This is a genomic window from Arthrobacter sp. MA-N2 (genome assembly GCF_000517125.1).
Lineage (GTDB): Bacteria > Actinomycetota > Actinomycetes > Actinomycetales > Micrococcaceae > Arthrobacter > Arthrobacter methylotrophus.
In genome coordinates this window covers 3,449,411-3,472,919 of the sequence record NZ_KI912155.1, presented here as the reverse complement: position 1 = coordinate 3,472,919, position 23,509 = coordinate 3,449,411, and the positions used below count along the sequence as shown (strand labels likewise).

Here is a 23,509-nt window from a genome sequence, read left to right as displayed (position 1 = left end):
TGGGTTAGGAAGCCTTCCGTGCAGAGGCAAGGGCACCTTCGACGTCGGCCAGGAGTTCCTTCCAGCTGGCCACGAACTTGTCCAGGCCCTCGGACTCAAGCTGGGCGACGACGTCGTTGTAGGAAATGCCCAGGCCCTCGAGTGCGTTCAGGACGCTGTTTGCTTCCTCGTAGGTGCCCGTGATGGTGTCTCCGGTGACCACGCCGTGATCGAAGGTCGCGTCGAGGGTCTTTTCCGGCATGGTGTTCACGACGCCGGCGGCGACGAGTCCGGTCACGTAGAGGGTGTCGGGGTAGGCCGGGTCCTTCACGCCCGTGGAGGCCCACAGGGGGCGCTGCGGGAGCGCACCGGCTTCGGCCAGGACGGCCCAGCGTTCAGTGGAGAACAGCTCTTCGTAGACCTGGTACGCGAGACGGGCGTTGGCCACCCCTGCCTTGCCCTTGAGGGCCTTGGCTTCCTCGGTGCCGATGGCGTCCAGGCGCTTGTCGATCTCGGAATCCACGCGGGAGACGAAGAAGGAGGCCACGGAGTGGATCCGGGAGAGATCGTGGCCGTTCTCCTTGGCCAGCTCCAGGCCGGACTGGAAAGCGTTGATGACGGCCCGGTAGCGTTCCAGGGAGAAGATCAGGGTCACGTTGACGCTGATGCCCTCGGCCAGGGTCGCCGTGATGGCCGCGAGGCCTTCCAAGGTTGCCGGGATCTTGATGTGGACGTTGTCCTTGTTGACCTTTTTGTAGAGGTGCTTGGCCTCGGCGATGGTGCCTTCGGTGTCCCATGCCAGGCGGGGATCCACCTCGATGGAGACCCGGCCGTCCACGCCCTTGGTCGCGGCTGCGACCGGGGCGAACAGGTCGCAGGCATCGGCAACATCGGTGGTGGTGATTTCGAAGATCGTCTCTTCGACGGTTGCGCCCTTGGCAGCCTCTTCGGCAATCACGGCGTCGTAGTCGCTGCCGGAGGTGATCGCGGCGTGGAAAATCGAGGGGTTGGTGGTGACACCAACGACGTTCTTCTCGTCGATGAGCTTCTGCAGGCTGCCGCTGGAAAGACGTTCCCGGGAAAGGTCATCCAACCAGATGGACACGCCGGCGGCGGAAAGCTGTGCGGTGGGAGTCGTAGTCATTTCTTTAATCTCCTTGGAAATTTGTTCGTTGCAGTAAGAAGTCGTCTCAGGCGCGTTTTCAGCTGCTAAGACCTGCGAGGGAGTCTTTGGCGGCGGCGGCGACTGCTTCTGCCGTGATGCCGAACTCCTGGAAGAGGCGCTTGTAGTCCGCCGAGGCGCCGAAGTGCTCCAGGCTGACGGAACGGCCGGCGTCACCGACGAATTCCTTCCAGCCCAGGGCCAGTCCTGCCTCGACCGAGACACGGGCCTTCACGGCGGCCGGAAGCACGGACTCACGGTAGGCGGCGTCCTGCTTGTTGAACCACTCCACGCACGGCATGGAGACAACGCGGGTGGCGATGCCTTCGGCCTGGAGCGCTTCGCGGGCCTTCACGGCGAGCTGCACTTCGGAACCCGTGGCGATCAGCAGCACCTGGGCCGGGACCGTGGCGCCATCCTTGGATGCTTCGGCCAGGACGTAGCCGCCCTTCGCGACGCCGCCGGTTGAGCCGAAGGTGTCGCCCTCGGCAACGCTTTCGCCGCGGGCATAGGTCGGGATGTTCTGACGGGTCAGCACGATACCGGCCGGGTTCTCGTGGTTCTCCAGCATGGTCTTCCACGCTACGCCCACCTCGTTCGCGTCACCGGGACGGACCACGTCCAGGCCCGGGATCGCACGGAGGGTGGCGAGCTGTTCCACCGGCTGGTGGGTGGGGCCGTCCTCGCCCAGCCCGATGGAGTCGTGGGTCCAGACGTAGAGCGAGGGGACACCCATCAGGGCACCGAGACGGATCGCCGGCTTCTGGTAGTCGCTGAAGATCAGGAACGTGCCGGAGAACGCCCGGGTCCGGCCGTGCAGGGAGATGCCGTTCACGATCGACGCGGCGGCGTGCTCGCGGATGCCGAAGTGCAGGACCCGCCCGTAGGGGTTGCCCTTCCAGGCTTCCGTGGAACGGGAGGCCGGGATGAACGACGGGGAACCCTCGATCGTGGTGTTGTTGGACTCGGCAAGGTCCGCCGAACCGCCCCACAGTTCGGGAAGGACCGGGCCGATCGCGTTCAGGACCTTGCCGGAGGCGGCCCGGGTGGAGACGTCCTTGCCTGCTTCGAACACCGGCAGAGCGGCGTCGAGTTCGACCGGGAGCTTCTTGGCTTCGATGCGCTCCAGCAGGGCAGCACCCTCGGGGTTCCCGGCCTGCCACGCCTCGAAGGATGCCTGCCATTCGCTGCGCTCGGCTGCACCGCGTTCGACGACGGCACGGGCGTGTGCCAGGACGTCCTGGTCAACCTCGAAGGACTTGGCCGGGTCAAAGCCCAGGACTTCCTTCAGGGCCGCGACTTCCTCGGTACCCAGGGCCGAACCATGGATCTTGCCCGTGTTCTGCTTCTTCGGGGCCGGGTAACCGATGATGGTCCGCAGCGAGATGATCGAGGGCTTGGAAGTCTCCGCCTTCGCGGCCAGCAAAGCCGAGTACAGCTCCTGGACGTCCTCGACGTATTCGCCCGTCCGGGTCCAGTCCACCCGCTGGGTGTGCCAGCCGTAGGCCTCGTAACGCTTGAGCACGTCCTCGGTAAACGCGATGTCCGTGTCGTCCTCGATCGAGATGTGGTTCTCGTCGTAGATCACCACGAGGTTGCCCAGCTCCTGGTGCCCGGCCAGGGAGGAAGCCTCCGACGTCACGCCTTCCTGGAGGTCGCCGTCTGAGGCAATGACCCAGATGGTGTGGTCGAACGGGCTCTCACCGGCAGGAGCATCGGCGTCGAACAGGCCGCGCATCCTGCGCTGGGAGTAAGCGAAGCCCACCGAGGACGCCAGACCCTGGCCCAACGGGCCCGTAGTGATCTCCACACCGGCGGTGTGCTTGTATTCCGGGTGCCCCGGGGTCAGCGAGCCCCACGTACGCAGCGCTTCGAGGTCCTTCAGCTCCAACCCGTAGCCGGAAAGGAACAACTGGATGTACAGGGTCAGCGAGGTGTGCCCGGGAGAGAGGATGAACCGGTCACGGCCGATCCAGTCCGGGTGCTTCGGGTCGTGGCGCATCAGCTTCTGGAAAAGAAGGTAGGCGGCCGGCGCCAGGCTCATGGCCGTGCCCGGGTGACCATTACCGACCTTCTCCACCGCATCAGCGGCCAAAACGCGGATGGTATCTACCGCCCGTTGGTCCAGGCTGGTCCAAGTCAGTTCTTGCTCTTCCAAATGTGGCACGGAAACCGAGCCCCTCTCTGTGCTGACGGCTGGGGGTGGGACATGGCAGGCCTCGGGGCACAGAATGGCGCCCGCTGCGAAGTGTCTACCAGCCGTTCACCATTGAATCGTTGATCTTTCATCCAGACATGCAAATCTGAGAATACGCTTTCTCGGAAACCTGCGTGAGCTGATCTGCAGACAGCTTAGCCCGCTTCCCGGCCCGAAATCGTGGGAATCTCAAAAAATGCACGCAAATTCCGCTTTATGAATCACGGCGACGCCAAAGTGCCGGTGAACTTTCGGAAACAAAGGAAAGTTCACCGGTGCCGCCGCGCCGAGCGGGCCACGGTATGATATTTGGAGGCCGGCAGCGGCCAGTGCGCCATTGAATGCACAGAGATCGAGTGCACAGATTCAAGGCACGCATCGAGAGCACGGAAAGAAAGCCCGGATACGAATGCACGCTTCGCCGCGTGCCCCGGACTTTGAAGTGCCTTGACGCGCAGGCGCGGCTGCTGTGAGAACACCAGAGCAAAGAACAGAGTGACTGCCAACGTGAGCACAACAGATACGCCCCTCAACCCTTCCCCGACTGTGGCGAGGAGCGGACTTCCCCGTAAGTTCAAGGCGTATCTGGCACTGACCAAACCCCGCGTGATCGAGTTGCTTCTGGTCAGTACCCTGCCCACCATGATCTTTGCCCAGCGTGGCTTTCCCTCCATCGGATTGATTCTGGCTACCTTGGTGGGCGGCGCCTTCGCCGCTGGTAGTGCCGGGGTCTTCAACTGTTACATCGACCGCGACATCGACAAGTTGATGCACCGCACCGAAAAGCGGCCCCTCGTGACGGGTGAAGTCACTCCCCGCGAAGCACTTGTTTTCGCTTGGATCCTTGGGGCCGCGTCCATCGCCATCCTCTGGTTCGGGGCCAACCCGCTTTCGGCGTGGCTCGGTCTCGGTGCGATTGTTTTCTACGTTGTCATCTACACGATGATCCTTAAGCGTCGCACTGCACAGAACATCGTGTGGGGCGGCGCCGCAGGTTGCTTCCCGGTGCTCATCGCCTGGGCTGCGGTCACGAACACGGTTGAGTGGCCCGCCGTCGTACTCTTCATGGTGATCTTCCTTTGGACTCCTCCGCACTATTGGCCGCTTTCGATGCGCTACGGCGAGGACTATCGCAACGCCAACGTCCCCATGCTGGGTGCCATCGCCGGTGCCAAGGTGGTTTCCGTGCAGGTGGTGCTCTACGCCTGGGCTATGGTGGTGTGCTCTTTGCTTATGGTGCCGGCAGGCGGTGCTGGCTGGGTGTACACGATCGTGGCTGTCCTCGCGGGTGCCTGGTTCCTGTATGAATCCCATGCGCTCTACAACAGGGCCCAGGGCGGCGATGTCTCGAACAAGGGAGCCATGAAGGTCTTCCACGGATCCATCAGCTACCTGACCCTGCTATTCATTGCCCTCGCGGTGGACCCGTTCATCGGTTCCCCGATCCTCGGCGGCTGACGTGCCCGGTTCCCCGATCCTCGGCGTCACCCGAGGACGCCCGCTCACTTTTTACAGCTAAAAGACAAACCCTCCTTCAGACATAAGGGCGTATCGTCCGATGCTCGCTCACGTAGTTGGGCCCATATGACAACCCTCACTCACATCTGTGACACGTCCACATGCGCGAGGGAGGGTTGTCATTTTCGCCCGATCGCATCGGGCGTTTGGGCTGGGGCGTGATATGTGATGGAGCGTTTGGGTTTGGGAACCCATATCTGATGGAGGGTCGGGTGAAGGCGCATGATAAATGAGTGAGCGTCTGAACCGCGGTCGGGGAGCTGGGCGCAGGAGTGCGCCCTAGCGCTTAGGGCTGAAACGCGCCACATCCGCCGCGTTGGTGGCCGCACTCATGAGCAGGGCAGCACCCAACATGTGGGCGCCCACCAAGAGCGCCGGAATGCCGTTGTAGTACTGGGTAAAGCCAATGACCGCCTGTAGCACCGTCACAGCGAGAAGCGTGAGTGTCGCCGTCCGGAACGGGCCGGTGATTCCCTTGCGAAGGACGAGGTAAACAGCAAAGAGGGTTCCCGCGGTGATGAGGTAAGCGGGCACAGCGTGGATATGTGAGACGAGGTCCCAATCGAGATCATTGCGCGGTGCATTGGCATCGCCGGCGTGGGGTCCTGCGCCCGTCACTACGACGCCCAGGCACACGGCAATCGCGGAGAAGAACGCGACGGCGGTCATGACGGGGCTCATCGCGCCCGGAATCGATTCCAGCGGACGCGTCATGAAGCGGCCGGTCCGGCCGTAAGCGCGGTTGACCAAGAGTGTGGAGAAGACAATCAACGACATGGAGACGAGGAAGTGCAGTCCGACCACCCAAGGGTTGAGATTGGACAACACGGTGATGCCGCCGATGATGGCCTGTGCCGGAATGCTGGCAAGCAGGCCCAAAGCCAGAAGGAAAAGGTCCCGCCGGTCCTTGCGGAGGTTCCACAAGTAGACCAGCGTTAAGACGGCAACGGCCGCCAAAGCGAAGGTCAGCATCCGGTTACCGAATTCGATGAAGCCGTGGATGCCCATCTCCGGCGTATTCACCAGCGAACCGTTGGTGCAGCGTGGCCACGTCGGGCAGCCGAGCCCTGAAGATGTCAACCGGACCGCACCGCCGGTCACCACCAGGACCGTCTGGCCGATCAACGACAACATCGCGAGCCTGCGCACGGTGCTGTTGACTTCCGTAGGCAGCTTGGCGGCTATCTGCCGGATGGATTTCGGGAGGCGGGAATCCGTGCTCACAGTGTTCTCAATTCTGAATTCTCAGTTCCAGTTGACGGTTCGTTTCCAGAGCAGACGCTCAATTCCACTTGAACCAGCGGACGGCCGCTGCACCGGGGATGACCGTCCACAACAGCAGCACCAGGACGTAGGGCCACGAGAGGCTGCCATGGAGAAATGCGTCCCGGAGGGACTGGCCCAAGGCGCCCGACGGCAGGAAATGTACGATGCTCTGGGCAAGCGCGGGCAAACGCTCGGCGGGAACCACGATTCCACCTAGGGCACCCAGCAGAATCCAGAGCAAGTTGGTGATGGCGAGGGTCGCCTCCGGGCGTACCGTTCCGGCAACCAAGAGGCCCAGGGCTGTGAAGGCGGCGGCTCCGAGGACCAACAGGCCCAGACCCGGAAGCCAGCCTTCCGGCCGTGGCTGCCAGCCCAGCAATGCGGCAACGGCTCCGATGACCAGTACTTGGAGGACCAAGACAGCCAGGACAGCGATGATCTTGCCTGCGATGAGGCCGGTCCGGCCCAAAGGTGTAGTGGAGAGGAAACGGAGGACGCCGTAGCGGCGGTCGAAGCCAGTGGCGATGCCTTGGCCGGTGAATGCCGTTGACATCGCACACAAGGCCAGGATTCCGGGTACCGCTATGTTCACGCGGCTGTCTCCCAATCCATCCAGGAGCGGGGTGACTGTGAGCCCGACCAAGGCCAGCAAAGGCATGATGACGGCGAGGATCAGCTGTTCGCCGTTCCGGATCATGGTCATTGTTTCGTAGCGGCCTTGGAGCAGGATCCTACGTAGCAGGGGAGCCGGTCCGGCGTGGGGTGTTGTGACTGTCGTGGGTGTCATCGGATGTCCCTTCCGGAGATGTCCAGGAAGACGTCTTCCAAGCTGCGTGCTTCCAGGCGAAGGGACGCAGGCATGATGCCCTTCTCCGCCCACCAGGCAGTGAGCTTCGCCAAATGCTCCGGTGTCAGGGTGCCGACCACCGCGTAGCTGCCTGCCCGGCTCTCCGTGATGGTCAGTTCGTTGCCGATCGCTGCCGCGATGTCGAGACCCGCGGGAGCGTCAAACAGCAGGGTGCGTTCCGTGATCCCGGCCATGTCTTCGTGTCCGTGGCTCAGCAGCTCGGCAACGGTGCCTTGGGCGACGTTGCGGCCCGCGTCGATGATGTACACGTAGTCCGCGAGTCGCTGGGCGTCGTCCATGAGGTGCGTGGTGAGAATGATGCCCATGCCCGCATCCCGCAGTTCGGCGATCAGTTCGAAGACGATTTGGCGGGACTGGGGATCGAGCCCCGCACTGGGTTCGTCCAGGAAGAGGACTTCGGGATTGCCGATGAGGGCGGCTGCAAGCGAGAGCCGTTGTTTCTGCCCGCCGGACAAGCGGCGGATCCCCGTCCGGCTGAACGTATCGATGCCCAGGCGTTCAACGAGCTCTTCCAAAGGAAGGGGGTTCTGGTACATGCCGGCAATGTGCCGAAGCAAGGGGATGGGCCGGGCCGACGGCGGGAGGCCCCCGTCCTGAAGCATCACGCCGACGCGTGAGCGGAGGTTTGCTCCGGCCGTATCGGGGTCGTCGCCGAGGAGTTCAATACGACCGCCGGTGCGCTTTTGAAGGCCTTGCGCGCATTCGAGCGTCGTTGTTTTGCCCGCCCCATTGGCACCAAGCAAGGCAGTGATCTGGCCGCGTTCTGCAAACATTGACAGTCCGCTGACCACCCGGAGCATTTTGCCGTCAAGGGAAGCCAGCGGGCCGACGTCCTTGATGAGTCCGTCGATTCTGAGGACAGGGGATTCGGGGGATCGCACCAGAGTATTCTACGTGAAGTAGTAGGGATGCGGTGGGCACTGCGCTGCAGGCCAGCCTTGCCTTACTGGATGCATGGACTAAATTACGACATGATTGTGTTGTGTATTCCATGATGAGTTCTGTTTCCGTGCCCGCAACGCGGCATGGCGCAGTCATGCCCGTACCCGGCGGCACAGCCGCGGGAGTGGCTGATGCGGAAGACCGCACGAGAGACCGTGTTCTCAACGCGGTGTTGGAGCACGGCCCCGTCAGCGCGGCTGAACTCGGCGACCTGTTGGGCTTCACTCCCGCGGCGGTTCGCCGGCACCTGGATCACCTTCAGCGAGCCGGAATTATTGAGGTCAAGCGTGTCGCGAAGGCCGGCGCCGGCGCAGGCAGGCCGGCCCGTCGCTATGTCCTCAGCTCCCAGGGCCAGTCGAAGCTCGGAGACGACTACCTGAACATTGCCAGTTCGGCGCTGCGGCGGCTGCGGGACCTTGCAGGCGAAGAAGCTGTCAGGGACTATGCGGTAGAGCGCTTTGCCGAGATGGAGCAGCGCTACGCACCAGAAGTTGATGCAGCGGGTTCCGACATCGCGGCCCGCGCTGTGGCACTGTCCAAGGCACTGAGCAGGGACGGCTACGTCGCCTCCGCTGCGTCGATTGAGACCAAGTCGCCTTTGCCTGCCGCGCTTTCCAGCGTCCAGCTGTGCCAAGGCCATTGCCCCATCCAGCAACTTGCAGCGGAATTTCCCGTGTTTTGCGACACTGAGACCGAACTTTTTTCCCGTTTGGTCGGCGTCGATGTCCGCAGGCTCTCCACCCTCGCGCAGGGCGGACATGTCTGCACCACCCACATTCCTACCGGCAGGCCAGCTGCCAAGGAGGCCCTCGGGTTTCCCACGCTGCGGGCCACGCCCCATGTCGAATCCAACAATCAGTAAGAAAGGCCGTGATGACGGGTCAATTAGCTGAAGGAACAGCAGAGAAAGCGCTAGCTGACGGTGCTGTGATCTCGGAGATTCTGCAGAAGAATCCCGAGCTGCACGGTATTGGCACCTACGAGTACGGATGGTCCGACAAGAACGACGTCGGCGCCAACGCGCGCCGGGGTCTCAGCGAAGAGGTCGTGCGTGACATTTCCGGCAAGAAGAACGAGCCGGAATGGATGCTGGACCTGCGCTTGAAGGGTTTGAAGTACTTCGACCGCAAGCCCATGCCCACCTGGGGTGCAGACCTCTCCGGCATCGACTTCGACAACATCAAGTACTTCGTGCGCTCCACGGAGAAGCAGGCTGCCACATGGGAAGACCTGCCTGAGGACATCCGCAACACGTACGAGAAGCTGGGCATCCCGGAAGCGGAGCGCAGCCGCCTTGTTTCCGGTGTGGCCGCGCAATACGAGTCCGAGGTGGTGTACCACCAGATCCGTGAAGACCTGGAAAAGCAGGGCGTTATCTTCCTGGACACCGACACGGCGCTTCGCGAGCATCCGGAGATCTTCCAGGAGTACTTCGGGACCATCATTCCGGTGGGCGACAACAAGTTCGCTTCGCTGAACACGGCTGTGTGGTCCGGCGGTTCCTTCGTGTACGTCCCCAAGGGCGTCCATGTGGACATCCCGCTGCAGGCCTACTTCCGCATCAACACGGAAAACATGGGGCAGTTCGAGCGCACCCTGATCATTGCGGACGAGGACTCCTACGTCCACTACATTGAAGGCTGCACCGCCCCGATCTACACTTCGGACTCGCTGCATTCGGCCGTGGTGGAAATCATCGTGAAAAAGGGCGCCCGCGTCCGTTACACGACCATCCAGAACTGGTCCACCAACGTGTACAACCTGGTCACCAAGCGCGCCATTTGCGAAGAGGGCGCCACCATGGAATGGATCGATGGCAACATCGGCTCCAAGGTGACCATGAAGTACCCGGCTGTCTACTTGGTCGGCGAGCACGCCAAGGGTGAGACCCTTTCCATCGCCTTCGCCGGCGAGGGCCAGCACCAGGACACCGGTTCGAAGATGGTCCACATCGCACCGAACACCAAGAGCTCCATCATCTCCAAGTCCGTGGCCCGAGGCGGCGGACGTGCAGCTTACCGAGGCCTGGTCCAGGTCCGCGAAGGCGCCAAGCACTCGGCCAATACCGTGCGTTGCGACGCCTTGTTGGTGGACACCATTTCCCGTTCCGATACCTATCCCTACATCGACATCCGCGAGGATGACGTGGTGATGGGTCACGAGGCCACCGTTTCCCGAGTCAGTGAGGAGCAACTCTTCTATCTGATGTCCCGCGGTATGCCCGAGGACGAGGCCATGGCCATGATCGTGCGCGGCTTCATTGAGCCGATTGCCCGTGAGTTGCCTATGGAATACGCCCTTGAACTCAACCGCCTGATTGAACTGCAGATGGAAGGATCCGTCGGTTAGCAATGACTGAAATTACTACTGAGAAGGCTCGCATCGGCGCGCCATCGGCACAGCCCTTTATCGACGGCTTCACCGAAGAGGGCGAGAACCTTTCGCCGGTCAATACCGGGACCAACACCTCTTCCACCTCGGAAAAGACGTCGGCCGGTCCTCTTGCCGGAGCCTCGGCCAAGAGCCACTCCCACGGGGGCGGTGTCGGCATTCCCGACAGCTCGCGCGCAGGTCGCCTGACCTCTTACAAGGTGGCTGACTTCAAGCCCCTCACCGGGCTGGAAGAGGACTGGCGCTTCACTCCGCTTAAGCGCCTTCGTGGACTTCACAGCGAGGTTCTCAGCGGTTCGGCGCCGTCCGTCGCCGTAACCGCCCCTGAAGGCGTCGTCGTCGAAACCGTGGGACGGGACGACAAGCGCATCGGCCTGGCGGCCATCCCGGAGGACCGTGTGTCCGCGAACGCCTGGGAGAACTTCAGCGAGGCCACCGTCATCACGGTGCCTGCCGAACTGCGGCTCGACGGCGAAGTGTCCGTCCTGCTCACCGGCACCTCCACTGAAGCCTCCGCGCAGCACATCGTGATCGTGGCAGAGCGCTTCTCCAAAGGTGTAGTCGTCCTTGACCACCAGGGCAGCGCCGTCGTGTCCGAGAACGTTGAAATCCTCGTGGAGGACGGCGCGGAACTCACCGTCATCTCGGTCCAGGAATGGAACGACGACGCCGTGCATGCCTCCTCGCAGCAGGCCAAGATCGGCCGCGACGCGAAGTTCAAGCACGTTGTTGTCAGCCTCGGCGGCGACGTTGTCCGCGTGACGCCCTCGACCCGCTTCACGGCGACGGGCGCCGACGTCGAGATGTTCGGCTTGTACTTCGCCGACGCGGGCCAGCACCTCGAGCAGCGGCTTTTTGTTGACCACGCGGTGGCCAACTGCAAGTCCCGCGTGCTCTACAAGGGCGCCCTGCAGGGCCGCAATGCACACACAGTGTGGGTCGGCGACGTCCTGATCCGCAAGGAGGCTGAAGGCACCGATACTTACGAGGCCAACCGCAACCTGGTCCTCACGGACGGCGCACGCGCCGACTCCGTGCCGAACTTGGAGATTGAAACCGGCTTGATCGAGGGTGCCGGCCACGCCAGCGCCACCGGCCGCTTCGATGACGAACACTTGTTCTACCTCATGGCACGTGGCATCCCGGAAGACGTTGCCCGCCGTTTGGTGGTCCGTGGCTTCCTCAACGAGATCATCCAGCAGATCAAGGTACCGGCACTCGAAGAGCGCCTGACCGAAGCTGTTGAGCGTGAGCTCGCCGCGAGCGACAACTAATACAAGCCAAGCAGGGAAACAGACTATGAGCGATCAGCCACAAGGCGAACTGGTATGCAACGCCAACGAGATCCAGGTCAAGCAGGCGCTGCGCATCCTGATCGATGACTACCCCATAGCCATCGTCAAGGACTCGATGGGAGAGATCCACGCCATCGGCGACACCTGCTCGCATGCGGATATTTCGCTCGCCGAGGGTGAAATCGAAGGTTGCGCGATCGAATGCTGGGGCCACGGTTCCCAGTTCGACCTCCGCACCGGACAGCCCTTGCAGCTCCCTGCCTACGACCCCGTCCCCGTCTTCGCCGTCACCCTTGATGGCGACGACGTCTACGTGGACGTGACCAACGTTGTGAACGGCGCCTCGGTACAGAACTACTGAGCGCCAAGTGCCTAAAGACTTACGAAAGAAAGAAGAGCATGTCTACTCTTGAGATCAAGGACCTGCACGTCAGCATCGAGACGGAGCAGGGCACCAAAGAGATCCTGAAGGGCGTCAGCCTGACCATCAAGACCGGCGAGACCCACGCGATCATGGGCCCCAACGGTTCGGGCAAGTCCACTTTGGCGTCCACCATTGCCGGCCACCCGCGCTACAACGTCACGAGCGGCACCATCACGCTCGACGGCGAAGACGTTCTGGCCATGAGCGTCGACCAGCGCGCCCGTGCAGGCGTCTTCCTCGCCATGCAGTATCCGGTAGAGGTTCCGGGTGTCACCATGACCAACTTCCTGCGCACCGCCAAGACCGCAATCGATGGCGTAGCACCGGCCCTGCGCACCTGGACCAAAGACGTCAAGGCGGCCATGCAGCAACTGCGCATTGACGCCGACTTCGCACAGCGCAACGTCAACGAAGGCTTCTCCGGTGGGGAGAAGAAGCGTGTGGAGATCCTCCAGCTGGAACTTTTCAAGCCGAAGTTCGCCGTGTTGGACGAGACCGACTCCGGCCTGGACGTCGACGCGCTCAAGGTGGTTTCCGAGGGCGTCAACCGCGCCCACGCGACGGGAAACATGGGCACGCTGCTCATTACCCACTACACACGCATCCTGCGCTACATCAAGCCGGACTTCGTTCACGTGTTTGTTGACGGGCAGGTTGTTGAAGAGGGCGGCCCCGAATTGGCCGACCGTCTTGAAGAAGAAGGCTACGACCGTTACGCCACAGGCGCCGGCGCAGCCACCATTGCTGCTGCCGCAGCAGCACAGGCCTAGTTAGGACTCCCGCCATGACCGAAATCAAAGCGGCTCGCACCAGCCTCGAGGACGTCGAGGAGGCGCTCAAGGATGTCATTGACCCGGAACTCGGTGTCAACGTGGTGGACCTTGGGCTGCTCTACGGTCTGAAGTACTCGGAGGACGACGGCGCACTGCTCATCGACATGACGCTGACAACTGCGGCATGTCCGCTGACGGATGTGCTTGAAGAGCAGGTCGGCCAGTCGCTCGACGGAATCGTGGACGACTGGCGCCTCAACTGGGTGTGGATGCCGCCATGGGGTCCCGAGCGGATCACCGATGACGGCAAGGACCAGATGCGGGCGCTCGGCTTCAACATCTAGTTCAACATCTAGGTCCCCGGCCTCCCGCTGGGAGTACGACGACGGCCGGTCACCTTCCTCTTGGAAGGGGACCGGCCGTCGTCGTTACGCCAGTTCCGCCCCTCTGAAACTCATCGTCATGACCCCGAGCGTCACAGAAAGGGCCCGGGGATTCGTCAGCGGCTAAAATTCGATGATGCCCTTTCTGGACAAACTTCAACTCTGGGCCGACGAGCGCCCCGACGACACTGCCGTCGTCGTGGGCGGCAAACGCCTCAGCTGGGCGGAGCTGCGGGACGCGGCAACAGTGCGCCTCGTGGAGACGGCAGCGACGACGATTCTCGCCGAGCCCAATTCCCTGGACTTCGTGGTGGACTACGCGGCCGCCGTAGCCGGCGAACGGTGCTGCGCCGTACTCGACCCGTTGTGGCCGCAGCCCATGCTCGACGAGGTTGCCCAGCGGATCGGTGAAGCGCAGCGAGGCAATAGCGCGGGGTTGGCTGCTGCCCAGGCGTTTGCCGGCGGCGGTGAACTGCTTGACGGCCGTCCCGACTCGGCGTTCCTGATAGGCCTGACGTCCGGAACCACGTCCGTTCCCAAAGCTTTCACCCGTTCGCGGCGTTCGTGGCAACTTTCGTTTGATGCCTCCATCGAATTCTTCGGGCTGGCACCGGAGGATAGAACGTTGGCCCCCGGGCCCCTCGCCGCAAGCTTGAACTTGTATGCCCTCTCGGAATGCCTGTATGCCGGGGCGGCTTTTCACACGTTGGAGACCTTCGACGTCGGCGACGCCCATGCAGCCATCGGCCACGACGGCGTCACGCGCTTGGTCCTGGCGCCTACTGTGCTGCGCCTCTTGAGCGAACGCGGCTTGGCTGGTGGCGTCGACGCATCGGGGCTGCGCAGCATCATCTGCGCTGGCTCGAAACTGGATGCGCGCACGTTGGAGGCTGCCAGGCGTTGGGCCCCCAACGCGGCGATCTTCGAGTATTACGGTGCCTCCGAACTCAGTTTCGTTTCGGGGACGCGCCTTGCTGCCGGGGAGCCGCTCGACGCCGGCGGTACGGGGATCGGCGCGCCGTTCCCCGGCGTCGAACTCAAGATCATGGACGACGACGGCGCGGAGCAAGCTGAGGGGGCTCACGGCAACATCTCCGTGCGCTCGGGCATGGTCAGCAACGGCTATTTGTGGGGAGATGACGGCCAGGCCCTGCGCTGCTTCAACGGCTGGTACACGGTGGGAGACCAAGGCTACGTGGACGCCGGGGTCCTGCATATCCTTGGCCGGCGATCGGACATGATCATCACGTCGGGGAAGAACGTTTATCCCCACGAGGTGGAGCTTGCCCTGGCCTCGGTTCCCGGAGTCTCGGCGGCGGTCGCGGCTGGAATGCCAGACGAGGTACGCGGGGAGAAAGTGGTGGCAGGGATCCTCCCCGCCTACGGTTCGGTGACGGCAACCCAAGTGAAGACAGGCCTGGACGGCTTGCTCGCGCGGGACAAGCGGCCCCAGCAGTATTTCGCGCTTTCTGAATTGCCGGTGACGGACCGCGGAAAGGTCAGCCGCCAGATTCTTCTGGACTGGATCAAGAACAACGATCCGCGGCTGAGGCCCCTTGCTTAGCGGCTTGTCTAGCCCGTTGTCCAGCGGCAGACAGGGGACGGTGCCGGATCCTTCGCGCCAGCCCGTCATTATTGCTGCCCTGCGGACACCCATTTGCCGATCCCACGGCCAACTGAAGTCGCTGCGGGCAGAGGAACTCCTCGCTCCCGTCCTCCGCTCCCTCCTGACTGCCACGGGTGTTGCCGACGCGGAGGTCTGCGACGTCGTGATCGGCAATGCCGTGGGTGGTGGCGGCAACCTGGCCCGGTACGCCGCATTGCAAGCGGGACTGCCGGTGGAGGTTCCCGGGCTGACCGTGGACCGGCAGTGCGGTTCCGGTCTCGACGCCATTGCCTTGGCCTCCCGGCTGGTGGCAGCGGGCGGCAACGGAATCTACTTGGCCGGGGGAGTGGAAAGCATCAGTACGGCGCCCTTGCGTGCGCGGAGAACCCCGGACCCCGACGGCGCGCCGGACTTTTTCACGCGCGCCACCTTTGTGCCGCCGGAGTTTGGCGACCCGGACATGGGCGTTGCGGCCGAAAATGTGGCGCGGGAGTTCGGCATCACCCGCGAGCGGCAGGATGACTTCGCCTTGCGGAGCCACCAGCGAGCCGTCGCCGCCAAAGTCGCCGGGGCCTTCGGCCCGGAAATTGTTCCCGTGGATGCCGGTGGTGCCGTGGTGGAGGCCGATGACGGACCCCGCGCATCGCTCAAGGCCGGGCTCATGTCACGCTTTCCCGCTGTATTCGTGCCGGGCGGAACGGTGACGGCGGCAAACTCATGCTTCGACGCGGACGCGGCCTCCGCCGTCGTGATCACCTCGTTGGAGCGGGCGCAGGCACTGGGTGCCGCCGACGGCCTGCTCGTGTTGGGCACTGACACGGCAGGGGTGGACCCGGAACTGTTGGGCATCGGAGCCTCGGTGGCGGCCAAGCGGCTGCTCGCGGGGCTTGATCTGGAGCCGGAGGAACTGGACCTCGTGGAATTCAACGAAGCATTCGCTTCGCAGACCCTCGCCTGCCTTGACGTGCTCGGGGTCGACCCCGAACGGGCGAACCTCGACGGCGGGGCCTTGGCTTTGGGGCACGGTTATGGTGCGTCCGGGGCCGTGTTGGTGACGCGGATCCTGGCGCAAGCCCGCACTATTGCCGGCCGGCAGCGAGGCCGGGAGAGCTTGGCCCTGGCGATGATCAGCATCGCGGGTGGGATGGGCACGGCCGCGATGTTCCGGTACGTCCAGCTGCGGGGCGACTAGTCTTCGGCGTCTCCCAGGCCGCGCGCGGCCAAGGCGTCGCCGGTCTGTCGCGCATAGGCAACCGTGGTGATGAAGACCGGCAAGACCAAAGCGCGGGGATTCCGTTCCAAACCGCGGGCACGGGCGGAGTCACGGACATCGGAGAATGCTGCCGCGATGAACGGAAGGCTCCGCAACATAATGGCTATGGTCAGTGCGAAACGCTCGGGATCCGCGCCGAAGCGCTTGAGCGGTTTGGACAGGGCTACCACCCCGTCGAGCAGCGCCTGCACCGGAGTCGTGACCGTCAGCACCGATGCAGCGACGACACAGACGAGCACGTTGAGCACGATCCGGGCGGCGACCGGGCCGCCCAGCTGCCACCACTGGAACGCGCCGATGACCAGAAGGATGGGCGTCACCAGCCACACGGAATGCGCGAGCCGTCTGAAGCCTGCGCCGCTCAGGAGGAAGAGCGCGCACATCACGGCCAGGACCGCTGCCGAGACGAGCCAATCGACTATCAAGAACGAGGCGAGGCCGCAGCCTGCAACCAAGAGGAACTTGAGCCATAAGGGCGTGCGGTGCACGATCGAGTCGCCGCGCACATAGTGGGGGATGAGGACCCCGCGGCTCCTCACGTCGCCTGCACTCGTCCCCGAAGGGCAGGTTCGCCGGGCTCCACTGCCTCGGCGCAGAGTGCACGGTAGTGTTCGACGGCGTCGGCTGCTCCGCCGTCGAACACTATCCGTCCCTCGTCCACCACCAACGCGCGATCCGCTTCGCGGGCAAGCTCGAGGTCGTGGGTGGACATGATGATCTGTTGTTCCAGGCCGGCAAGCGTGCGCCGGAGCAGTTCCCGGTTGCGAAGGTCCAACAGCGTTGAAGGCTCATCGAGGACCAACACTGCGGGATTCACCGCGAGGACCGCGGCGAGGGCGAGCAGCTGCCGTTCTCCGCCGGAGAGTTCGTAAATGCTTTGATCGGCTAGTTTCAGGAGGCCGAACCGTTCGAGGACTGCTTCGGCGCGGGCCGAACGCTCCTTGGAGTTCCTGATGGAACGCCGCAGGGACAATTCAACATCTTCACGGCCGGTAGGCATGACCAGCTGGGATAGGGGATCGGTGAAGACGAATCCGACCTGGCTACGGACCTGGCGGACGTCTCCGATGCTGTCCGCGCCGTTGACTGTGACGGCACCCTCGCTGGGAGCGACCAAGCCGTTGAGCAGGCGCAACAAGGTGGATTTTCCGGAGCCGTTGGCCCCAATGACGGCGATGCGCCGCTCGCTCAGTTTCAGCGAGACGTCCTGCAACAAGGTCTTGGGAGTGTGGCTGCCATCGACGACAACCCGTACGGAGACGTCACTCAGAATGATGGTGTTCATGTATGGATTGTTCCCGCTCTTTGTGGTGCGGCGCCTATTTGACGCGGCGGACCAGGATGTCCGGGAAGGCCCGGTGCAGGGAGACAGCGATGATTGCTGCCAGGACATTCTTGATGGTGTCGCCCGGGTAGTAGGGCAGGTCGGCCAGGAATGCCTTGGCGAAGTCGAACTTTCCATTGACCATGAAGCCAAGCACTCCGAGGCCATGGATGAGCACGATGGTGCTGATCATGGCCGCCGCAAACAGGAACGCGGCGCGGTACTTCACCGTCTTGCGGATCACGAGGGCAGCCAACCACCCGGCAGCTGCGGCAGCAAGCGGGAAGGCGATGATGTAGCCGGCTGATGGGGTTGCCAGGATGCCGAGCCCGCTGCGGCCCCCGCTAAAGATCGGCAGTCCGGCGAAACCGAGCAGGGTGTAGAGCCCGACGGCGGCAAACGCCCGGCCGCCGCCGAGCACGAGTCCGGTGAGCATGACGGCGAGGGTCTGCAGGGTGATCGGGACGCCGAGGGCTCCTACGGGGATCCCCGGGACCATGGTTGAAGCGGCCACCAAGGCCGCGAAGACGGCGATGAGGCCGATGTCCGTAGAGGTCCAGCGGCTGCGGGCGCTGGTGCGTCCCGTAGCTGCGGTTTTGATGCTGCTCATGGTGTGTCCTGTCTGATGCCGGGGCGGAGTAAATCCCCTGGAATCGAGATTACAGAGCAGCCGAGGACCCTATTTTGTAGGGTATCCACGAGTGTCGGAGGGAGGCCTTGGCGTCAAGGTACAAAGGCCGTCCCGTTGCGGGCGGCATCCCGATCAGTCCTCCCCGGACTCCTCCGCTGGGGTGAAACCTGCGCGGTCAACCTTGCGGTGGTAATGCATGCCCGCCAGGCCGCCTAGTACGGCCGCGACCAGGGTCACTGCGGCCACGACGACGGCCGCGATGATGCCGGTGGTGCTCAACTGTCCCTCATTGACTGGAATCCTCGGGAAGCTGTTGAGGTTAGCGAGGATATTGAACCGCTGTCCGGCTATCAGGCCAAGCAGGGCCACCAGGACGGCCGCGATAATTGCCCAGAGCCAGACCATGAAGCCTTGCCTGACGCCGTTGAATCGAGCCATGCGACCGGCCACGTAGCCGCCGGAGTAGTAGGAAAGGAACAGGATCACCAAGAGGGCGATCACGCCTGCGATGCCAACCGTCTGCGAACCCGCCTGGTTCACTGCATCGTTGACGTTCGTGTTGTTTGCGAGTCCGACCGCCACGCCGGCCGCCGTGAGGATGGCAATGAGAAGCACTGCCATTCCAGTGGCGGTCAGCCAGCCGAAGAAGGCGGAGCCGATCTTGATTCCGCCGAACTGTTCCTTTTCCCGTGCAATGACCGTCTCGCGGGTGGCGGCACGGGGGTCGTATGCGGCGGGAGCCACGCCATAGTTGCTCGTGTCGTCCACGTAGCCGGGCTCATTTCGCCGCACTTCACCAACCTGCTCGTCCCGCGATTCGACGGCGTCCGGGATTCCAGCTTGGCCGCGGTCGTCCCGGAGGTGCCTGCCTTCGGATCCTGTTGTGCTGCTCATCGAGACTCTCCCTAGCGATCGTCAAACCGGACTCATGCCTGAGCTGCAACATGAGGGCTCCGGCGGTCCCGATTCCACCTAACCACGCGCCGGAACTAGTAGCAAGGGTGCTTACTATTCTGGAATCGTGTACTGGCGTCTTAGTCCTGGCAAGCGCGGGACGCGGCGGGCGGTAGAATTGTCAAGGCCGATCGCTCGGCCTCCCTCGCCTCAGCTGCACCGATGAACTCCGTGCTGCGGGTGTTCCCCATTGAAAGGCATCCCCCGAATTGATTACCGTCCAGGAACTCGAACTGCGCGCAGGCGCCCGCCTGCTCATGGACCAGGTCAGCTTCCGCGTGGACAAGGGGGACAAGATCGGCCTGGTCGGGCGGAACGGTGCGGGTAAGACGACCCTCACCCGTGTCCTGGCCGGTGAGGGCTTGCCCGCTGCGGGCAAGGTTGCCCGCAGCGGCGAGATTGGCTATTTGCCGCAGGATCCCCGGACCCCGGACATGGAGCAGCTGGCACGCGACCGTATCCTCTCCGCCCGCGGTCTGGACGTGGTGGTCGGCAAACTGAAGCAGGCACAAGCGGACATGTCCAGTGAAGATGCCACAGTGCAGCGCAAGGCCATGAACCGCTATGACCGCTTGGAAAGCGAGTTCCTCGCCGGGGGCGGTTATGCGGCCGAGGCCGAAGCCGCGGCTATTTCCTCCAATCTGTCCCTTCCGGAGCGACTCCTGAACCAGCCCCTCAAGACACTTTCGGGCGGCCAGCGCCGTCGCGTTGAGCTGGCCCGGATCCTCTATTCGGATGCTGAAACACTGCTCCTGGACGAACCCACCAACCACCTCGACGCGGACTCCATCACCTGGCTCCGCGACTTCCTCAAGGGCCACCAAGGCGGTCTGATCGTGATCAGCCACGACGTGGAACTCCTTGAAGCCACGGTCAACAAGGTCTATCACCTGGATGCCAACCGGGCGCAGATCGACTTCTACAACATGGGCTGGAAGCGCTACCTGCAGCAGCGTGAAACCGACGAGCGCGCCCGCAAGCGTGAGCGTGCCAACGCCGAGAAGAAGGCGCAGGTCCTCATGGACCAAGCGAACAAGATGCGCGCCAAGGCCACCAAGGCCGTAGCGGCCCAGAACATGGCGAAGCGTGCCGAGCGGCTGCTTGGCGGCCTGGAAGCGGTCCGCGAGCATGACCGCGTGGCAGCCCTGCGTTTCCCGGATCCTGCTCCCTGCGGCAAGACTCCGCTCACTGCGGAAGGCTTGAGCAAGTCATACGGCTCACTGGAAATCTTCACCGATGTTGACCTGGCGATCGATCGCGGTTCCAAGGTCGTCATCCTAGGCCTCAACGGCGCGGGCAAGACCACTCTCTTGCGCATGCTCGCAGGAGTGGACAAACCGGACACGGGCGAAATCCTTCCCGGCCACGGCCTCAAAGTGGGCTACTACGCCCAGGAACACGAAACCCTGGATCATGACCGTACCGTCCTGGAGAACATGCGTTCATCCGCTCCGGACATGAAGGACGCGGAGGTCCGTGGGATCCTCGGCTCTTTCCTGTTCTCGGGCGATGACGTCGACAAGCCGGCAGGTGTGCTGTCAGGTGGTGAGAAGACGCGCCTGGCGCTCGCCACGATCGTGGCCTCAAGTGCCAACGTGCTGCTCCTGGACGAGCCTACCAACAACCTCGACCCGGCCAGCCGCGCCGAGATCCTGGGCGCGCTGCGTAACTATTCCGGCGCCGTCGTACTCGTCAGCCACGATGAGGGCGCCGTGGAAGCGCTGAACCCCGAACGGGTGGTCTTGCTTCCCGATGGCGTCGAGGACCACTGGAACGAGGACTACCTGGACCTCATTACCCTCGCCTAGGCGGTTCCTTCCGGCTCAGGGCATTTCCCACGGAACCGACGCGAGGGGACGGCCCAGTTCGATGTAGCTTTTCAGGTTCGACAGGACTGCCGACCAGCCGCGGCTTGCAATCGCCAATTGTTCTTCGTCGGCGATGTTCCTGTGATGGACCGTTAGCCTGGCAATGCTGTCGTGTGACTCGATGGTGAAGGTGACAACATCGGGCTTCACGACCTCCGGGACCGTTGGGTCCTCCCAGGTGTTCACAAGGCGCAGGGGCTGCGTCGCCTCCAAGATGGTTCCTACTACGTCCGCGGTCCCGGAGCCATCCGTGCGCTGGTGTTCCCAGCGTGAGCCTGCCTTCCAGTCCGAGACATTGGCGTGGCCCCAGTACTCGGCGCTTTGGGCTGCGTCCGTCAGGGCCGTCCAAATCTGGTCCGCGGTTCCTTCGATGTACGTGACGTAGGTGTATTCAGCCATGGGCACCAGCCTAGCGGCACGCTGCACCGGATCAATGGCCCGGGCCTATGAGGCCTAACGGACCCGCAGTGGCTGCGCGGCCGTAATCCGTTGGAGTTCGCTGTAACTGATGGAGAACATGGAGGTATGGTCCCCAGCTCCAGCCCAAAGGATCGGGTGGGCTTGCAAGGTCACGTCGAGAATGGTCCGGATGGGTCGCGGGTGGCCGACAGGAGCCACTCCGCCGACTGCCTGGCCGGTGTGTTCCAAGACGAAATCGGGGCTTGCCCGGCGGATCCTGGCTGTCCCCAAGGTAGCCGCCACCAGAGAGGTGTCCACCTTCGCCGCTCCGCTTGCGAGAATCAGCAGCGGAGCGCCGTTGAGCTCGAAGACCAGGCTGTTGGCGATCGCTGCGACGTCGCATCCCAACAAGGAAGCTGCCGCGACTGCCGTGGGGACTTCGTCGTCGAAGGTGCGTACCGTGTCTTGGGCGCCGGCCGCCGTCAGGGCCAATTTAACCTTCAGGACCGGGGTGGGGACCATCTTAGTAGCCTTGGGCATCCAGGATCGCGTCTTCCTCTTCTTCGGCTGTTGGCCGCTTTGACTTCCGAGGCGCAGGTGCGGTGCGGCGGGGCAACGCACTGATTTCTTCGTCCTCATCCTCGGCATCAATCTGCGCATTGCGGGCCTGTTGCCTGGCCGCATAAGCGAAACCGACGAACATCAGCACGCCGAACGCAAACCACTGCAGGGAATAGGACAAGTGCGTGCCCTCATCCGTGGCCGGCTTGGGGAACGGTGCGGGCATCGACTGGACGGCGGGGGACTCAGTGGCGAGTTGCCCGTAGGCGCCGGTCAGTATGGGGTATCCGAGTTCCGTGGCGAAGGAAGGGAGATCGATCGAGGCCAGCTGGCCATCCACGGCGCCGCGACCCAGGTCCGGTTCGGAGGCTTTCAAGCGCGCGACGACGGTGACCTCGCCGGCCGGCGGGGCCGGGATGTTGTCCGGGTGGCCGGGAGTATTGTTCCCGATAGGCAACCAGCCACGGTCCACCACGACGGCTTCGCCGCTCGACAATCGGAACGGCACCACTACTTCGTAGCCAGGCTGGCCGTTGAGGGGACGGTTGCGGACGACGCGTTGGCCGGAAATGTCATAGCGTCCATGCAATTCCACCTGTGTCCATTCCCGCTCGGGATTCAGGGACTGGAACTCTGCTTTGGCGGCAGAAAAGGGAATCGGAGTGGCCGAATAGTTCGTCACAACCCGGTTGATCTCCGCCAACGTCTCCGCCCTGCGATCCATTTGCCAGCGGCCGAGGAAAACGCAGCCCGCAGCGAAGATCACGGCCAGAACGAAGTAGCCCAGCCATTTGCTGGAAAAGAGAAAGCGGTACATTCAGCGGACCTCGCCTGGGTCGGTGGTGGTGCCGGGATCGAAAGGTATTGTCTCTTTCCACAGGCCGCGGGTCTGGAGGTAGTCCTCCAGCCATTCCCGGTGCTCCTGGCAGGACAGCCACACCTTGCGGCGATCGGGGGTATGGATGCGGGGGTTGTTCCACAAGAGTTGCCACGTTGCTTCGGCGCGGCAGGCCTTGCGGGAGCACACCGCCGGGATCGACGGGCGATGACCGGCATCGTATTGGTTCTCCAGGCCGGCGCCGCCCGTTGTGAAGATATTCATGAAGCCGCCTGTTCTTCCCCGCTGTGCGGATAATTCACCGCATCGCTCCCCTGGATATCGTCAGCTTCCGTGCCCGAACCGTCCTGGCGGGGCGCGTCGTCCTCAATGAGTTCGCCCTCCAAGACCGTGGCGGAGGCCGTGGGACCTTCCGCTTCCACGGAAGGGGACGCTTCCAGTTCGACGGCCGGAACGTAGTCCAGCAGGGCATCGCTGTGGACTTCGGCTTTGTCGCTGCCATTGGCAATCACCACGGCAATCCAGGGGAGGAACACGGCCCCGGCGACGGCGATGATCTTGAACCAGCCATCAACCACGAAGATGAGGATGAGGCATACCAAGCGGATACCCATGGCCACGGCGTACTTGATCATCCGTTCACGCATGTCGTCCGAATGGGCGGCAGCCGCATCGGTAATGCTGTGTACCACAGGATCACCTGAGACGGCGTCCGGGTCTCCGGGCGCCTGCTGCAGGGGACTGTTATCTTTTGTCACGGCTGATTCATCACGCTCCAACGGCTTCTCCCAATTCTCTCACCATGGAACCGGGGTGCCCAAACCGCGCGGGAAACCGCCGCCAGGGGCCTGAGGCTT

Annotated in this window: 24 protein-coding genes; 10 read left to right on the top strand and 14 right to left on the bottom strand. The window is 63.3% G+C overall.

Annotated features, from left to right (window positions below; all coding sequences use genetic code 11):
* Window positions 1–4: 4 nt before the first annotated feature.
* Entirely contained in the window at window positions 5–1,123 is a 1,119-nt protein-coding gene (tal, locus tag A3M3_RS0117025; protein WP_028267340.1) for a transaldolase, read from the bottom strand.
* Window positions 1,124–1,181: 58 nt separating this feature from the next.
* Entirely contained in the window at window positions 1,182–3,299 is a 2,118-nt protein-coding gene (tkt, locus tag A3M3_RS0117020) for a transketolase (RefSeq protein WP_028267339.1), read from the bottom strand.
* Between the two features lie 534 nt (window positions 3,300–3,833).
* Here tkt and A3M3_RS0117015 point away from each other — a divergent pair.
* The gene (locus tag A3M3_RS0117015; protein ID WP_028267338.1) at window positions 3,834–4,796 is read left to right on the top strand and encodes a heme o synthase; all 963 of its coding nucleotides are present in this window, start codon (window positions 3,834–3,836) and stop codon (window positions 4,794–4,796) included.
* A gap of 339 nt (window positions 4,797–5,135) precedes the next feature.
* Here the strand turns inward: A3M3_RS0117015 and A3M3_RS0117010 are convergent, their stop codons facing one another.
* The 3 genes from A3M3_RS0117010 to A3M3_RS0117000 are packed head-to-tail and all read right to left on the bottom strand — an operon-like array spanning window position 5,136 to window position 7,871.
* On the bottom strand, window positions 5,136–6,080 hold the full coding sequence (locus tag A3M3_RS0117010; protein ID WP_028267337.1) for a COX15/CtaA family protein: 945 nt from the start codon (window positions 6,078–6,080) through the stop codon (window positions 5,136–5,138).
* 58 nt (window positions 6,081–6,138) lie between these two features.
* On the bottom strand, window positions 6,139–6,909 hold the full coding sequence (locus tag A3M3_RS0117005; RefSeq protein ID WP_028267336.1) for an ABC transporter permease: 771 nt from the start codon (window positions 6,907–6,909) through the stop codon (window positions 6,139–6,141).
* On the bottom strand, window positions 6,906–7,871 hold the full coding sequence (locus A3M3_RS0117000) for an ABC transporter ATP-binding protein (RefSeq protein WP_028267335.1): 966 nt from the start codon (window positions 7,869–7,871) through the stop codon (window positions 6,906–6,908). The genes A3M3_RS0117005 and A3M3_RS0117000 overlap by 4 nt, the downstream gene beginning before the upstream one ends.
* A gap of 155 nt (window positions 7,872–8,026) precedes the next feature.
* Between A3M3_RS0117000 and A3M3_RS0116995 the strand changes: the two genes are divergently transcribed.
* The 8 genes from A3M3_RS0116995 (at window position 8,027) to A3M3_RS0116960 (ending at window position 15,996) form a co-directional block, all read left to right on the top strand.
* Window positions 8,027–8,794 carry a helix-turn-helix transcriptional regulator gene (locus A3M3_RS0116995; RefSeq protein WP_231497289.1) on the top strand — a complete coding sequence of 256 codons (768 nt, stop codon included), beginning with the start codon at window positions 8,027–8,029 and terminating at the stop codon, window positions 8,792–8,794.
* An 11-nt stretch (window positions 8,795–8,805) separates the two neighbouring features.
* Window positions 8,806–10,281, top strand: a complete 1,476-nt coding sequence (gene sufB, locus A3M3_RS0116990) for a Fe-S cluster assembly protein SufB (RefSeq protein WP_028267333.1) — start codon at window positions 8,806–8,808, stop codon at window positions 10,279–10,281.
* A gap of 2 nt (window positions 10,282–10,283) precedes the next feature.
* Window positions 10,284–11,597 (top strand): Fe-S cluster assembly protein SufD, encoded by a 1,314-nt coding sequence (sufD, locus tag A3M3_RS0116985; RefSeq protein WP_028267332.1) that lies wholly within the window; start codon window positions 10,284–10,286, stop codon window positions 11,595–11,597.
* A gap of 25 nt (window positions 11,598–11,622) precedes the next feature.
* Window positions 11,623–11,979: a non-heme iron oxygenase ferredoxin subunit gene (locus A3M3_RS0116980; RefSeq protein WP_028267331.1), complete on the top strand. Its 357-nt coding sequence runs from the start codon at window positions 11,623–11,625 to the stop codon at window positions 11,977–11,979.
* Window positions 11,980–12,017: 38 nt separating this feature from the next.
* The gene (gene sufC, locus A3M3_RS0116975) at window positions 12,018–12,812 is read left to right on the top strand and encodes a Fe-S cluster assembly ATPase SufC (protein ID WP_028267330.1); all 795 of its coding nucleotides are present in this window, start codon (window positions 12,018–12,020) and stop codon (window positions 12,810–12,812) included.
* A 14-nt stretch (window positions 12,813–12,826) separates the two neighbouring features.
* Window positions 12,827–13,159 (top strand): metal-sulfur cluster assembly factor, encoded by a 333-nt coding sequence (locus A3M3_RS0116970; protein WP_028267329.1) that lies wholly within the window; start codon window positions 12,827–12,829, stop codon window positions 13,157–13,159.
* 175 nt (window positions 13,160–13,334) lie between these two features.
* Window positions 13,335–14,762, top strand: coding sequence for a class I adenylate-forming enzyme family protein (locus tag A3M3_RS0116965; RefSeq protein ID WP_028267328.1), 1,428 nt, complete (start codon window positions 13,335–13,337; stop codon window positions 14,760–14,762).
* A 40-nt stretch (window positions 14,763–14,802) separates the two neighbouring features.
* On the top strand, window positions 14,803–15,996 hold the full coding sequence (locus tag A3M3_RS0116960; protein ID WP_028267327.1) for a thiolase family protein: 1,194 nt from the start codon (window positions 14,803–14,805) through the stop codon (window positions 15,994–15,996).
* Here A3M3_RS0116960 and A3M3_RS0116955 read toward each other — a convergent pair.
* The 4 genes from A3M3_RS0116955 to A3M3_RS0116940 form a co-directional block, all read right to left on the bottom strand.
* On the bottom strand, window positions 15,993–16,616 hold the full coding sequence (locus A3M3_RS0116955; protein ID WP_028267326.1) for an energy-coupling factor transporter transmembrane component T family protein: 624 nt from the start codon (window positions 16,614–16,616) through the stop codon (window positions 15,993–15,995). The genes A3M3_RS0116960 and A3M3_RS0116955 overlap by 4 nt on opposite strands.
* Window positions 16,613–17,362, bottom strand: coding sequence for an energy-coupling factor ABC transporter ATP-binding protein (locus A3M3_RS0116950; protein ID WP_028267325.1), 750 nt, complete (start codon window positions 17,360–17,362; stop codon window positions 16,613–16,615). Before A3M3_RS0116950 ends, A3M3_RS0116955 begins: the two co-directional genes overlap by 4 nt.
* Before the next feature lie 34 nt (window positions 17,363–17,396).
* A complete protein-coding gene (locus tag A3M3_RS0116945; protein ID WP_028267324.1) occupies window positions 17,397–18,011 on the bottom strand; it encodes a biotin transporter BioY in 615 nt (204 codons plus the stop codon).
* A 153-nt stretch (window positions 18,012–18,164) separates the two neighbouring features.
* Window positions 18,165–18,926, bottom strand: a complete 762-nt coding sequence (locus tag A3M3_RS0116940) for a YIP1 family protein (protein ID WP_028267323.1) — start codon at window positions 18,924–18,926, stop codon at window positions 18,165–18,167.
* A gap of 269 nt (window positions 18,927–19,195) precedes the next feature.
* Here A3M3_RS0116940 and A3M3_RS0116935 point away from each other — a divergent pair, with 269 nt between their 5' ends.
* On the top strand, window positions 19,196–20,794 hold the full coding sequence (locus A3M3_RS0116935; protein WP_028267322.1) for an ABC-F family ATP-binding cassette domain-containing protein: 1,599 nt from the start codon (window positions 19,196–19,198) through the stop codon (window positions 20,792–20,794).
* A gap of 15 nt (window positions 20,795–20,809) precedes the next feature.
* Here A3M3_RS0116935 and A3M3_RS25680 read toward each other — a convergent pair whose 3' ends face one another.
* From A3M3_RS25680 to A3M3_RS0116910, 5 genes are read right to left on the bottom strand one after another with little or no spacing between them, the layout of a single operon-like run.
* The gene (locus A3M3_RS25680; protein WP_051423240.1) at window positions 20,810–21,253 is read right to left on the bottom strand and encodes an SRPBCC domain-containing protein; all 444 of its coding nucleotides are present in this window, start codon (window positions 21,251–21,253) and stop codon (window positions 20,810–20,812) included.
* 54 nt (window positions 21,254–21,307) lie between these two features.
* A complete protein-coding gene (locus tag A3M3_RS0116925; RefSeq protein WP_028267321.1) occupies window positions 21,308–21,793 on the bottom strand; it encodes a YbaK/EbsC family protein in 486 nt (161 codons plus the stop codon).
* Window positions 21,777–22,631, bottom strand: coding sequence for an SURF1 family cytochrome oxidase biogenesis protein (locus A3M3_RS0116920; RefSeq protein ID WP_028267320.1), 855 nt, complete (start codon window positions 22,629–22,631; stop codon window positions 21,777–21,779). Before A3M3_RS0116920 ends, A3M3_RS0116925 begins: the two co-directional genes overlap by 17 nt.
* Window positions 22,632–22,916 carry a hypothetical protein gene (locus tag A3M3_RS0116915; protein WP_028267319.1) on the bottom strand — a complete coding sequence of 95 codons (285 nt, stop codon included), beginning with the start codon at window positions 22,914–22,916 and terminating at the stop codon, window positions 22,632–22,634.
* Entirely contained in the window at window positions 22,913–23,431 is a 519-nt protein-coding gene (locus tag A3M3_RS0116910) for a DUF3099 domain-containing protein (protein WP_028267318.1), read from the bottom strand. Before A3M3_RS0116910 ends, A3M3_RS0116915 begins: the two co-directional genes overlap by 4 nt.
* Window positions 23,432–23,509 lie beyond the last annotated feature (78 nt).